Origin of the sequence: Sphingomonas sp. PP-F2F-A104-K0414 (genome assembly GCF_004340945.1) — a bacterium.
Lineage (GTDB): Bacteria > Pseudomonadota > Alphaproteobacteria > Sphingomonadales > Sphingomonadaceae > Sphingomonas.
This window is the reverse complement of the sequence record NZ_SLYD01000003.1, coordinates 236,957-249,783: the sequence shown is the minus strand read 5'-3', so window position 1 is coordinate 249,783 and position 12,827 is coordinate 236,957. Positions and strand designations below refer to the sequence as shown.

Below are 12,827 nucleotides of genomic sequence, written 5' to 3'. Positions count from 1 at the left end.
CACGTGCGTTCAGTCGGCGAAGAGGAGGACGGGGGTTTCGAGGTATTTCTTGAGGCCCTGGACGAAGCTTGCCGCGTCCCAGCCGTCGACGACGCGGTGGTCGCAGCTGATCGACAGGTTCATCAGTTTCGCACGGACGACTTCGTCGCCCCCTCTTCCATCAGACCGGAAGACCGGGCGTTCGACGATCTTGTTGGGGCCGATGATCGCGACTTCGGGGCGGTTGATGACCGGCGTGGTCGCGATACCGCCGAGCGGGCCGAGCGACGTCACGGTGATCGTGCCGCCGCCCATTTCGTTGGGTGCTAGTTTTCCGGCGCGTGCGGCTTCGGCGAGGCGCGTGATCTCGGTGGCGAGCTGCCAGACGTTGCGGTCCTGTGCGTCGCGGATCACGGGGACGGTGAGCCCCGCGTCGGTCTGCGCGGCCATGCCGAGGTGGATGGCGCCGTGACGCGTAACCACGCCCGCCTCGTCATCGTAACGCGCGTTGAGCATCGGGAAGTCGGGGATCGTCTTGCAGATCGCGACGATCATCAGCGGCAGCATGGTGAGCTTCGGGCGGCCGCCGCGGTTGGCGTTGAGGTCGGCGCGCATCGCTTCCAAGGCGGTGACGTCGATCTCGTCGACATAGGTGAAGTGCGGGATCGCGCGCTTCGAGGCGGCCATGTTCTCGGCGATGCGGCGACGCATGCCGATGACCTTGATGGGCTGGTCCTCGCGGGCGCGCGACGCATGCGGGGGGTGGTAGCCTTCGCCCGAGCCGTAGCGGAGGTAGGCGTCGAGGTCGGCGTGGCGGACGCGGTCGGAGTCGGATTTGACCGAGGCGAGGTCGATGCCGAGATCGCGCGCGCGAGCGCGTACCGCTGGAGATGCGAGCGCGTGCGCCTTATCCTCCCCGGCACGGGGAGGGGGACCATCCGCAGGATGGTGGAGGGGGGCTTCCACGGGCGGAGCGGTCTGCGGGAACATGCCCACCGATGCAGTATCCGCCACCGGCGGGGTCGTTTGCGGCACGCCCCCTCCACCCCCGGCTTCGCCGGCGGTCCCCCTCCCCGTTTCGGGGAGGAGTTCGACGCCGGGGTTCTCGGCTTCGTATTGCTCCGCGGTCTCGGCCTGGGCCGACGTCAGCGGCGCGGCGACGACTTCGTCCGCGGCGTCCACCGCGTCCGTCTCGATCACGACCAGCGCGGCGCCGATCGACACCTGCTCGCCGACTTCGCCCGCCAGTTCGACGACGACGCCGGTCACCGGCGACTCCATTTCGACGGTGGCCTTGTCGGTCATCATGTCGGCGATCGGCGAATCCTCCTCGACGCGGTCGCCGATGGCGACGTGCCACGCGACGATCTCGGCCTCGGAGATGCCTTCGCCGATGTCCGGCAGCTTGAAGGTGAAGCGGGCCATTATGCGTCCTTCATGATCTTTTTCAGGGCTTCGCCGATGCGGACGGGCCCCGGGAAATACGCCCATTCGAGGCTGTGCGGGTACGGCGTGTCGAACCCGGTCACGCGCTCGATCGGCGCCTCGAGATGGTAGAAACAGCGTTCCTGGACGATCGCCGACAGCTCCGCGCCGAAGCCACTGGTGCGAGTCGCCTCGTGGACGATCATGCAGCGGCCGGTCTTCTTCACCGACGCCTCGATCGTCTCGATGTCGAGCGGCACGAGCGTGCGCAGGTCGACGATCTCGGCGTCGATCCCGGCTTCGGCGACGACGGCCGCGCAGACATGGACCATCGTGCCGTAGGCAAGGATCGTGAGCGCCTCGCCGGCGCGGACGATCTTCGCCTTGCCGAGCTCGATCTTGTAATAGCCGGTCGGGACTTCGCCGGCCGGATGCTTCGACCAGTTCTGCGACGGGCGATCCCAATATCCGTCGAACGGGCCGTTGTAGATGCGCTTGGGTTCGAAGAAGAGCGTCGGGTCATTGTCCTCGATCGCGGCGATCAGCAGCCCCTTGGCGTCATACGGCGTCGACGGGATGACCGTCTTGATGCCGGACATGTGGGTGAAGAGCCCCTCGGGCGACTGGCTGTGCGTCTGGCCGCCGAAAATGCCGCCGCCGAACGGCGAGCGGACCGTGATCGGCGAGGTGAACTCGCCGGCGGAGCGGTAGCGCAGGCGTGCGGCTTCGGACACGAGCTGGTCGAGCGCGGGGTAGATGTAATCCGCGAACTGGATTTCGGGGACGGGGCGCAGGCCGTACGCGCCCATGCCGACCGCGACGCCGATGATGCCGCATTCGGTGATCGGGGTGTCGAACACGCGGGTCTTGCCGTGCTTGGCCTGGAGCCCGGCGGTCGCGCGGAAAACGCCGCCGAAATAGCCGACATCCTCGCCCATGACGATCACGTCCGGATCGCGCTCCATCATGATGTCCATTGCGGAGTTGATCGCCTGGATCATGTTCATGCGTGCGGTGGGTTCGGTACCTGCGTGGCTCGACGAGGCCGCAGCCGCTTCCGCTGCTTCGGTTGCGCCCGACCCACGTGCTTCAGTCACGTCGCTCATACAAACACCTTCGTCACCCCAGCGAAAGCTGGGGTCTCATGCCGCGAGGGCACGCTCGATAACCGGGATATCCCAGCTTTCGCTGGGATGACGGAGTTTGGTGGGGCCTGGTTGGGCTGGGCGCTCATGCCTTGATATCCCAAGGGCGGCCGCTCGCGGATTCCTCGTCGAGCATTTGCTGGCGCTGCTCCTTCAGATGCCACGGCAGTTCCTCGAACACGCCATCGAACAGCGATTCGAGCGGCTGGTGGAGGCCGTGGCCGAGGATGCCGTTCTTCTCGGCTTCCTTCTGCGCGGCCTTGACCTGCTCGGCAAGTTCCTTGTCCTGTGCCGCGTGGCGCTCCTCGTCCCATTCGCCGATCGCGATCAGGTGATCCTTGAGGCGCTTGATCGGGTCGCCGAGCGGCCAGGCATTGGGTTCGCCTTCGCTGCGATACTGGCCGGGGTCGTCGGAGGTCGAATGGCCTTCTGCGCGATAGGTGAAGTGCTCGATCAGCGTCGGGCCCTGGTTGGTGCGCGCGCGCTCGGCGGCCCATTCGGTCGCTGCGTAGACCGCGAGCGCGTCGTTGCCGTCGACGCGGAGTCCGGCAATCCCATAGCCGACCGCGCGCGCCGCGAACGTCGTCGCCTCGGCACCGGCGAACCCGGAGAAGCTGGAGATCGCCCACTGGTTGTTGACGACGTTGAAGATCACCGGTGCGCGGTAGACCGCGGCGAACGTGCAGGCCGAGTGGAAGTCGCCCTCCGCGGTCGAGCCTTCGCCGCACCAGGTGGCGGCGATCCGCGTGTCGCCCTTGGCGGCGGACGCCATCGCCCAGCCGACAGCCTGCGGATACTGCGTCGTGAGGTTGCCCGAGATCGAGAAGAAGCCGGCTTCCTTGACCGAATACATGATCGGCAGCTGCTTGCCGCCGAGCCGGTCCGCCGTGTTCGAATAAATCTGGTTCATCATGTCGACGAGGCTCCAGCCCCGCGCGATCAACAGGCCTTGTTGACGGTACGAGGGGAAGCACATGTCCTCGTAATCGAGCGCGTAGGCTGCCGCGACCGCGACCGCCTCCTCGCCAAGCGCCTTCATGTAGAAGCTGGTCTTGCCCTGACGCTGCGCACGGAACATGCGCTCGTCGAACGCGCGGAGCAAAGCCATGCTGCGCAACATGCGGCGCATCACGTCGGGCGAAAGCTTGGGGCCCCAGGGGCCGACCGCGTTGCCGTCGTCGTCGAGCACGCGGACCAGCGTATAGGCGAGATCGATGAAGTCGGACGCCTTGTCCGCGGTGTCGGGGCGGCGCGCTTCGCCGGCGGGCGGCACGTCGACTTCGGCGAAGTCCACCGCGTCGCCGGGGCGGAACTTCGGCTCGGGGATATGCAGCGTAAGTGGCTGCAAATTGGCGCGCGGATGCTCGCTTGCCATCGTCATTCCATCTCCATGAGGCCGCTGTGACCGCGGAACACTCTTACCGAGGCTTGTTATTAAATTTCAACGCAGATTGCGAGGGGGAGTTGCGCATTCACGATGTGCCGCGCGGATTTTTCTCCCCCTCCGCAGAATTCAGCCGCCGACGGTCTGTTCGATCACGCCGAAGATCGGATGGCGCTTGTCGTCCTCGGCCCAGATCCGGACGACGTCGCCCTGCTTGAGGAACGGCGTGACGGGCTTGCCGCCCTGTATGGTTTCGATAGTCCGGACTTCGGCGAGGCAGGAATAGCCGACGCCACCCTCGGCAACCGACTTGCCGGGACCACCATCGGGGCCGCGGTTCGAGACGGTGCCCGAGCCGACGATCGTCCCCGCGCCGAGCTTGCGGGTCTTGGCGGCGTGCGCGACCAGCGTGCCGAAATCGAACGTCATGTCCTCGCCGGCTTCGGCGCGACCGAGCGGCTGGCCGTTAAGGTCGACCATCAGCTTGCGATGCAGCTTGCCGTCCTTCCACCAGTCGCCGAGCGAGTCGGGGGTGACGAAGACGGGCGAGAACGCGCTGGCCGGCTTCGACTGGAAGAAGCCGAAGCCCTTGCCGAGTTCACCGGGGATCAGGTTGCGCAGCGAGACGTCGTTGGTGAGCCCGACCAGCAAGATCGCCGCCAGCGCCTCGTCGCGACTCGCGCCGAGCGGGACGTCGCCGGTAACGACGACGACTTCGCCCTCCATGTCGCAGCCCCAGGATTCGTCGGCGAGCGGTATCGGATCGCGCGGCCCCAGGAACCCGTCCGAGCCGCCCTGGTACATCAGCGGATCGTGCCAGAAGCTGTCGGGCATCTCCGCCGCACGCGCCTGTCGCACGAGCGCAACATGATTCACGTAGGCCGAGCCATCCGCCCATTGATACGCACGCGGCAACGGCGACTCGGCGTCATGCTCGTGGAAGCGGCGCATCGGGATCATCTCGTGCTCGAGATCGGTCGACAGGTTCTTGAGGTCGATCGAAAGCCGGTCCCAGTCGTCGAGCGCGGCCTGCAGCGTCGGCGCGATATGGCTCGCATCAGCGTACCAGGCGAGGTCGTTGGAGACGACCACAAGCTTGCCGTCTCGTCCCCGAGTAGCGTCGGGATGCTTCAGGCTGGCCAGTTTCATGGGGCGGATCCTCTATTGTTTGCACGCATCCTACGCCCGCGACGCTGGTCAAGTCGAGCTTGCTGCGCGCATCGAAACTGATTTTGGTAAGAGCGCAGGGAGCGCCGGCCTGCTAGGAATTAGGCTTGCGTAACGGTTGAGGAAGTCGAGCATGCCCAGATACTTCTTCGACATCGACAACCATAAACACGTCAATGACGACGACGGCACCGATTTGGCCGACGACGAGGTAGCGCGTGTCCAGGCGGTCATTTTCGCGGGCGATTATCTTAGCGACCATCCCGCGATCGCGCGCCACGGCGCACATTTTCGTGTCGCGGTCCGCAACGACCAGGGGCATGTGCTGCTCGCCGTCGCGGTCACGATAGACGAACCGGGAAGCCCTCATGCGGGCGCCTCCGGTTCATTACATGCCTGACGCCGGAGTCGACCGGGCGCCGTGCCCTAAGGACGTCAGAACACCCCGCAATAATATAACATGGGTTTTGTCAGTCTGCTCAATCCTGGGATAAGGTGCGACATCCGCCAACGCGCTATCCCAGTGAGGGTGACAGCGAGAAACGAGTGCTCCTGCCCTGATGCGGAGAGTGCACGTGGATATGTCCACCGTGACTGAACAGGTTACACGGAAGTTCGAGTCGCGGATGGCGCTGCGTGCGGATGACCGTGCTCAGATCGCTGCGCTGCCGTTCAAGGTGCGGACGATCGATGCGTCGACCTACATGCTGCGCGAAGGCCAACGTCCGACGCGCTGCGCCTTCATCCTCGCTGGTCTCGCTTATCGGCAGAAGCTGACGCCCAATGGCGAGCGCGAGATCGTGTCGATCCTGATGCCCGGCGAGTTCGTCGACCTCCAGAACCTGTTCCTCGATGAATCCGATCACGACATCCAGGCGCTGACCAGACTGACGTTGGCGGAGGTGCCGATCGTGGCGTTGCGTCAATTTATCGAGGCGTGCCCGACCGCGGGCCAGGCCTTGTGGATCGATGCGCTGGTCGAGGCATCGATCCACCGCGAATGGCTGCTCAACGTCGGCAGGCGCAACGCGCGCAGCCGGTTGGCGCATCTGCTCTGTGAATTTTCCGTGCGGTTCAAGAAATCGACGCTCGGGGATGCCATGGCCTACGAGTTGCCGATGACTCAGGAACAGCTTGGCGACGCGCTTGGGCTGACCCCCGTGCACGTAAACCGTGTCCTGAAATCGCTCGAGAACGACGGGCTGATCGCGCGCAAGAAGCGGCAGGTCAGCGTGACCGACTGGCCCCGCCTGCGCGACGCCGCGGAGTTCAACGAGCGCTATCTGCATCTGGGCCAGATCCGGACCTGACGTCGCCAGGGGTGCGAAAAGGGGCCGAAGGTTGACTTTTCGACTGTGGTTCGCCAAATGGCGGCCATCGAGGCGTAATGCAGCGTGATTGGACCTTAGGGTCTTAGCTCCGCCTCGGTCGTTTCCAACGGGCTTCCCTTTTCACGCGGGGTGTCAAAACACCACCGCCCCTCGCGCGTCCTTGTGTGGATTCGCGAGCCCGGCATCTATTTGAGAGACTATTCATGTCATTTGCAAACCTCGGCCTTGCCGAGCCGCTCGTCCGTGCGCTCGAAGCCAAGGGCTACACCGAGCCGACGCCGATCCAGGCACAGTCGATCCCGATCCTGCTCGAAGGCGGCGATCTGCTCGGCATCGCGCAGACCGGCACCGGCAAGACCGCGGCGTTCGTGCTGCCGTCGATCCAGCGCCTGACCGAAAACCAGAAGCGCGTCCTGCCGACGCATTGCCGCATGCTGGTGCTCGCACCGACGCGCGAACTCGCCAGCCAGATCGCCGACAGCGCGCGCGCTTACGGCCAGTTCAGCAAGATGTCGGTGACGACCGTGTTCGGCGGCACCAGCATCAACAAGAACCGCCAGGACATGAGCCGCGGCGTCGACATCCTCGTCGCCACGCCGGGCCGTCTGATCGATCTGATCGAGCAGGGCTTCGTCAACCTCTCGATGATCGAGATCCTCGTGCTCGACGAAGCCGACCAGATGATGGACCTCGGCTTCATCCACGCGCTGAAGAAGATCGTCCGCATGCTGCCGAAGAAGCGCCAGACGCTGTTCTTCTCGGCAACGATGCCGGTCGCGATCCGCGAGCTCGCGTCGCAGTTCCTGCTCGACCCGAAGACGGTGTCGGTAAAGCCGGCTGCGACGACCGCCGAGCGCGTCGACCAGTATGTCACCTTCTGCAACCAGTCGGAAAAGCAGGCGCTGCTGACGATCACGCTGGCCGATCCTGCCATCGACCGCGCGCTCGTGTTCACGCGTACCAAGCATGGCGCCGACCGCGTCGTGAAGCTGCTCGCCGGCAACGGCATCGCGTCGAACGCGATCCACGGCAACAAGAGCCAGGGCCAGCGCGAGCGCGCACTCGGCGAGTTCAAGCAGGGCAAGGTCAAGGTCCTGATCGCGACCGACATCGCCGCGCGCGGCATCGACGTCTCGGGCGTTTCGCACGTCATCAACTTCGAGCTGCCGAACGTCGCCGAGCAGTATGTCCACCGCATCGGCCGTACCGCGCGTGCGGGCGCCAGCGGCATCGCCGTCGCGTTCTGCGCGGATGACGAGAAGGCCTACCTGCGCGACATCGAGCGGATCACCCGCCAGAAGGTCCAGGTCCGGTCGCTGCCGGACGATTTCGTCAACCTGTCGAACCAGATCAAGCAGACGCGCGTGAAGACGATGGGCGCCGATCCAGAAGTCCGGATCGACCGTCCGCGCGATCCGGCACGGCCGCGGGCGACGCATTCGCCGAGGGCGACCGGTACGACCGGCCGTAACTATGCGGGTGCGAGCCGTGGTGGCCAGGGTGGCGGTGGCGGCCAAGGCGGCGGCGGTCGTCCCCAGGGCGGTGGTCGTCCCGGCGGTCAGGGCGGCGGTCGTCCAGCCGGCGGCGGTGGCCGTGGTCCGAGCCGTGGCGCGGGTTCAGGCCCGGCACGCTAAGGAGCATTCGTTCGCCTCGCGGGTTTGGTGTAGACCGGTCCCGCGAGGAGAATGCTCATGGACGTTTCCACTACACCTGTCGCCGAACGCGTCGCACGCGTGCTGGCGGGACAGCGGATCAGCTGCAACGCCGGCGGCGATGCCGAGTCGGCGTCGCGGCTGATCGACGCGGCTTGGGCGGATTATCTGCCCGATGCGCTGGCTGTGCTGAAGACGTTGCGCGAGCCTGACAAGGCGATGGCCGCGGCGGGTGATCCGGCGGTGTGGGAGGCGATGATCCTCGCGGGGATCAGGGGCGCCAAGCCGGTGACGGTGGTTCTCTAGAAACTTGTTCCCCCGCGAAGGCGGGGACCCAGTCTGGGCACCCGCCGTCGCGGGTGAACACGCTTGGCATACGCACACTCAGCACACGCACTCCACCCCGGCGGAGGCCGGGGTCCAGTTGGCAGGACCAGCGTAACGAAGCGCGTACATCCGTTACAATCGTTTCCCACCTGGGCCCCGGCCTTCGCCGGGGTGGGGTTTGGTTTGCGGTAGCTGGAGGGCTGTCAGCGGATCGTCGTCAGCCATTCCGCTTCGTCCGCGCGCTCCGTGCGCAACGCGTTTACCCGAGCGCTCTTGTCCTCATAACCGATCGCCATGCCGCAGAAGAGCATGCGGTCTTCCCGTATCTCGAGAAACGTCCCGACCGTTTCCGGATACATCGCCCAACATTCCTGCGGACAGGTGGCGAGTCCAGCCTCGACCGCGAGCAGCATCAGGTTCTGCAGGTACATGCCGAGATCCGACCATTGCGGCGGCCCCATGCGGCGATCGACCGTGCAGAAATACGCGGCGGGGGCACCGAAGAATTCGAAATTGCGGGCGAACCAGTCCCGGCGGGCGGTCTTGTCGTCGCGGGGGATGCCGAGGTGCGCGTACATCGCTTCGCCGACGGTGTAGCGGCGGTCCCGGTAGGGAGCGGTGAGGTCTTTCGGGTAGACGTCGTAGGCTGGGGTTTCGGCTTCGCCGGTGGCGAGTTTTGCGGCCATCGTCGCCTTGAGGCGGGCCAGGGGTTCGCCTTGGACGATGGCGATGTGCCAGGGCTGGAGGTTACCACCGGTTGCGGCTCGGGACGCTTTTATCGCGAGGTCGTGGAGGAGTGCGGGATCGACCGGGGTGTCGAGGAAGCCTCGGACGGAGCGGCGAGCGGCTATGGCTTCGGTCACGTCCATGGTGTTCTCCTCTCCAATTTTGTTCTCCTGCGCACGCAGGAGTCCAAGGTTACGAGCGTTTCTCCATGTTACCCTGGATTCCTGCGTTCGCAGGAAAGCAATTAGAGCACGAAGCGGCTCAGATCCGTGTTGCGGGCGATTTCCTTCAACTGGCTGTCGACGTACGCGCCGTCGATGACGAGGTTCGAGCCGCCGCGGTCTTCGGCGTTGTAGCTGACCTCCTCGAGCAGCTTTTCCATCACCGTCTGCAAACGTCGCGCGCCAATGTTCTCGATCTCCGAATTCACCTCGGCGGCGATGCGCGCGATTGCGGCGATGCCGTCTTCGGTGAACTCGATGCCGACGCCTTCGGTGGCGATCAGCGCCTTGTATTGCAGCGGCAGCGACGCCTTCGTATCCGACAGGATCGCGACGAAATCGGCTTCGGTGAGGCCCTTCAACTCGACGCGGATCGGCAGGCGGCCCTGCAATTCGGGGAGCAGGTCGCTCGGCTGGGCGACGTGGAACGCGCCCGAGGCGATGAAGAGAATGTGGTCGGTCTTCATCGGGCCGTACTTGGTCGCGACCGTGGTGCCCTCGATCAAGGGTAGCAGGTCGCGCTGGACGCCCTCGCGGCTGATCGAACCGCCGCGGCCGTCGGAGACCGCGATCTTGTCGATCTCGTCGAGAAAGACGATACCGTTGGCCTCCGCGTCGGCGAGCGCCGCACGGCTGACCTCGTCCTGGTCGAGACGCTTGTCAGCCTCTTCCTCGACGAGCTTGTCCCACGCGGCGTGGACGGTGAGCTTCCGGCGCTTGAGCTGCTGGCCGCCGCCGAACGACTTCATCATCTCGCCGAGATTGATCATCTGCGGGGCGCCGCCGGGAATGTCGAATGGCATCGCCGGGGCCTGCTCGATCTCGATCTCGACCTCGGCATTGTTGAGATGGCCGTCGAGGAAGCGCTGCTTGAAGCTCTCGCGCGTCGCCTCGCTCGCGTTCTTGCCGGTGAGCGCGTCAAGCAGGCGGGACATTGCGGCCTCCTCGGCCTTGTCCTTGACGGCAACGCGGCGGCGTTCCTTTTCGAGGCGGATGGCTTCCTCGACGAGGTCACGGGCGATCTGTTCGACGTCGCGGCCGACATAGCCGACCTCGGTGAACTTGGTCGCCTCGACCTTCACGAACGGCGCGTCGGCGAGTTTCGCCAGACGGCGGCTGATCTCGGTCTTGCCGCAGCCGGTCGGCCCGATCATCAGGATGTTCTTGGGCGTGACCTCGTCGCGGAGGTCCTCGCTGAGCTGCTGGCGGCGCCAGCGGTTGCGCATCGCGACGGCGACCGCGCGTTTCGCGGCGGCCTGGCCGATGATGTGGGCGTCGAGCGCGGCGACGATGGCCTTGGGGGTGAGCTGGTCGTTCATTTTGTTACCTTCTCCCCTCCCGCTCGGGAGGGGTCGGGGGAGGGCGTGGCCGCAACGGAAGGTGTGGGTGGGGTTTATTTCAGCCCCTCCCCTGACCCCTCCCGCAAGCGGGAGGGGGATTACGTGGTCGAGTCCATCGTTTCGACCGTGAGGCGGTCGTTGGTGTAGACACAGAGCTCAGACGCGATGTGCATCGCCTTGCGGCACAGCACCTCCGCGTCGGTCTCGTATTCGACCAGGGCTCGGGCGGCGGCGAGCGCGTAATTGCCGCCGGAGCCGATCGCCGCGACGCCGTTCTCGGGTTCGAGGACGTCGCCGTTGCCGGTGAGGATCAGCGTCACGTCCTTGTCGGCGACGATCATCATCGCTTCGAGGTTGCGGAGGAACTTGTCGGTGCGCCAGTCCTTGGCGAGCTCGACCGCGGCGCGCAGGAGCTGGCCCTGGTGCGCTTCGAGTTTGCGTTCGAGGCGTTCGAACAGCGTGAAGGCGTCGGCGGTGGCTCCGGCGAATCCGCCGATGACGCTGCCGTCGCCGAGGCGGCGGACCTTGCGCGCGTTGGGTTTCATGACGGTCTGGCCCATCGAGACCTGGCCGTCGCCGATGACGACGACCTTGCCGCCGCGGCGGACCGAGAGGATCGTGGTGCCGTGCCATGTCGGCATGGCGTGGGGGTCGTTGCTCATAGGCGCGATGTAGGGTTTGGTTTTGGGGGTGCAACGGGCGGGGCCGCAACGGCAGGACCGCTCATCAAGCGCCCTCCCCGTCATCCTGACGAAAGTCAGGACCCAGAGCCACGGACGTGTCGGCTGGAACCCTGGGTCCTGACTTTCGTCAGGATGACGGGAGAAGGAGGTTACCGCCCCTTCCCCCATTCCCGCGCCACCGTGTAGCCGAGATAGCCGGTGCCGAAGAGCGCGTAGAGGGGTTCGGGGATCGCGTTCAAATACGCCGCCATGCCAGCCGCGATCGCTTGTGCCATTTGCGGGCGGACGGCGGCGATCAGGCCTGCGGGGATCGCGCCGAGCAGCAAGGTGTACATCACGTAGAGGAACGTCGGGCGGGCTCGGGTGATCCAGGGATCTGGTGCGGGATCAAGGGGTTGCGGGGTCATTGGCTGCCTCCGGCAAAAGTGAAGTATAGGAAGTGTAGACGCTGGGAGCGTTTCGTCGCGAGCGTCATGTGCGGTTGGCGAGCCAGCCGTAGAGGAAGGCTTCGTTGGCAGGACGGGTCTCGGCGAGGGCGACGTAGCGTTCGCCTTGCAGCGCCTCGATCGTTTTCAGGAGCACGGTTTCGCCGCCGGGTTTGCGGCGGGCGAGGAAGGCTTCGAGCGCGGTCAGCGTCGCGGGGCCGATGCGGCCGTCCAGGATCATGTCGGGGTAGTCGGTGGCGCCTCGGTTGAGCGCGTTGAGCGCGCGTTGTAGGAAGGTGGCGGAGACTGCGGGGCCCATGTTGACGCCTGTGTCGAAGAGTTCTTCGGCGATTTTGGGGGCTCGGGGGGCGACCTGGTCGAAGGCGGGGCGGGTCCAGTAGAGGCGGCGGTAGATGTCTTCGGCCTGTGCGCGGGGGAAATTGCGCATGTCTCCGGGGTAGCCGTTGGTGCGGGCTACTTGTTGCGTGATGCCGTATCTGGTGGGGCCGCCTCGGTCTGCGGGGTGGTTGGAGTAGCCGCCTTCGCGGTCGATGACGGCGTCGATTAGGTGGTCGATGGTCATGATGTGGGTCCCGCCCTGTTTGGGGGTAGAGCGAACCATATTGGTTCGCTGTAGGACAGGGGATTCTGTGGAGGTCAGGATCTTCGATCCTCCCCGCCAGGGGGAGGTGGCCGGCACTTGCCGGTCGGAGGGGGAGGACACCCAACGGACGTGATCGCTTGCCTCTCCCTCCGTCAACTTCGGCGCCACCTCCCCCTTGCGGGGAAGGATTACTAGGGCGCGCACCGCCCCGGCGGAGGCCGGGGTCCAATTGGGGGACGGTGCTGACTGAGGGCGGCGCTTCGTTATGTCCGACGTTCCAATTGGGCCCCGGCCTTCGCCGGGGTGGTGCTATGCCGGGGTGGTGCTGTGCTGTAGGGTACCGGGTGTGGTCGCCACCCACCCTCCCCATCCAAACCGACGCTACGTCCGCGCGGGGTTGGCGGATTGGTGTGCCTAA

General features: G+C 65.6%; 12 protein-coding genes and 1 pseudogene. 4 read left to right on the top strand and 9 right to left on the bottom strand.

From position 1 onward, the window contains the following. Nucleotides 1-9: 9 nt before the first annotated feature. The 4 genes from C8J46_RS08285 to C8J46_RS08270 form a co-directional block, all read right to left on the bottom strand. Nucleotides 10-1,404: a dihydrolipoamide acetyltransferase family protein gene (locus C8J46_RS08285; RefSeq protein WP_132737425.1), complete on the bottom strand. Its 1,395-nt coding sequence runs from the start codon at nucleotides 1,402-1,404 to the stop codon at nucleotides 10-12. Then, a complete protein-coding gene (locus C8J46_RS08280) occupies nucleotides 1,404-2,411 on the bottom strand; it encodes an alpha-ketoacid dehydrogenase subunit beta (RefSeq protein WP_056053047.1) in 1,008 nt (335 codons plus the stop codon). The genes C8J46_RS08285 and C8J46_RS08280 overlap by 1 nt, the downstream gene beginning before the upstream one ends. A gap of 223 nt (nucleotides 2,412-2,634) precedes the next feature. Next, nucleotides 2,635-3,924, bottom strand: coding sequence for a thiamine pyrophosphate-dependent enzyme (locus C8J46_RS08275; RefSeq protein ID WP_132738220.1), 1,290 nt, complete (start codon nucleotides 3,922-3,924; stop codon nucleotides 2,635-2,637). A 138-nt stretch (nucleotides 3,925-4,062) separates the two neighbouring features. Next, nucleotides 4,063-5,082 (bottom strand): fumarylacetoacetate hydrolase family protein, encoded by a 1,020-nt coding sequence (locus tag C8J46_RS08270; RefSeq protein WP_132737422.1) that lies wholly within the window; start codon nucleotides 5,080-5,082, stop codon nucleotides 4,063-4,065. A 151-nt stretch (nucleotides 5,083-5,233) separates the two neighbouring features. On the opposite strand from C8J46_RS08270, the gene C8J46_RS08265 reads away from it, so the two are divergent. The 4 genes from C8J46_RS08265 (at nucleotide 5,234) to C8J46_RS08250 (ending at nucleotide 8,389) form a co-directional block, all read left to right on the top strand. Next, nucleotides 5,234-5,500, top strand: coding sequence for a hypothetical protein (locus tag C8J46_RS08265; protein ID WP_132737420.1), 267 nt, complete (start codon nucleotides 5,234-5,236; stop codon nucleotides 5,498-5,500). Between the two features lie 181 nt (nucleotides 5,501-5,681). After that, nucleotides 5,682-6,410, top strand: coding sequence for a Crp/Fnr family transcriptional regulator (locus C8J46_RS08260; protein ID WP_132738217.1), 729 nt, complete (start codon nucleotides 5,682-5,684; stop codon nucleotides 6,408-6,410). 224 nt (nucleotides 6,411-6,634) lie between these two features. Then, nucleotides 6,635-8,065 (top strand): DEAD/DEAH box helicase, encoded by a 1,431-nt coding sequence (locus tag C8J46_RS08255; protein WP_132737417.1) that lies wholly within the window; start codon nucleotides 6,635-6,637, stop codon nucleotides 8,063-8,065. Between the two features lie 57 nt (nucleotides 8,066-8,122). Then, nucleotides 8,123-8,389, top strand: coding sequence for a hypothetical protein (locus C8J46_RS08250; protein WP_132737414.1), 267 nt, complete (start codon nucleotides 8,123-8,125; stop codon nucleotides 8,387-8,389). Between the two features lie 224 nt (nucleotides 8,390-8,613). On the opposite strand, the gene C8J46_RS08245 is transcribed toward C8J46_RS08250, so the two are convergent. The 5 genes and pseudogenes from C8J46_RS08245 to C8J46_RS08225 form a co-directional block, all read right to left on the bottom strand. Next, on the bottom strand, nucleotides 8,614-9,279 hold the full coding sequence (locus C8J46_RS08245; protein WP_132737411.1) for a nitroreductase: 666 nt from the start codon (nucleotides 9,277-9,279) through the stop codon (nucleotides 8,614-8,616). 101 nt (nucleotides 9,280-9,380) lie between these two features. Then, nucleotides 9,381-10,676 carry an ATP-dependent protease ATPase subunit HslU gene (gene hslU, locus C8J46_RS08240; RefSeq protein WP_132737408.1) on the bottom strand — a complete coding sequence of 432 codons (1,296 nt, stop codon included), beginning with the start codon at nucleotides 10,674-10,676 and terminating at the stop codon, nucleotides 9,381-9,383. 119 nt (nucleotides 10,677-10,795) lie between these two features. After that, nucleotides 10,796-11,338, bottom strand: coding sequence for an ATP-dependent protease subunit HslV (hslV, locus tag C8J46_RS08235; RefSeq protein WP_056053053.1), 543 nt, complete (start codon nucleotides 11,336-11,338; stop codon nucleotides 10,796-10,798). A 191-nt stretch (nucleotides 11,339-11,529) separates the two neighbouring features. Continuing rightward, nucleotides 11,530-11,763, bottom strand: a pseudogene (locus tag C8J46_RS08230) (3TM-type holin); the annotation flags it as partial. Nucleotides 11,764-11,851: 88 nt separating this feature from the next. Next, nucleotides 11,852-12,388 carry a glycosyl hydrolase 108 family protein gene (locus C8J46_RS08225; RefSeq protein ID WP_132737402.1) on the bottom strand — a complete coding sequence of 179 codons (537 nt, stop codon included), beginning with the start codon at nucleotides 12,386-12,388 and terminating at the stop codon, nucleotides 11,852-11,854. Between the last annotated feature and the right edge of the window lie 439 nt (nucleotides 12,389-12,827).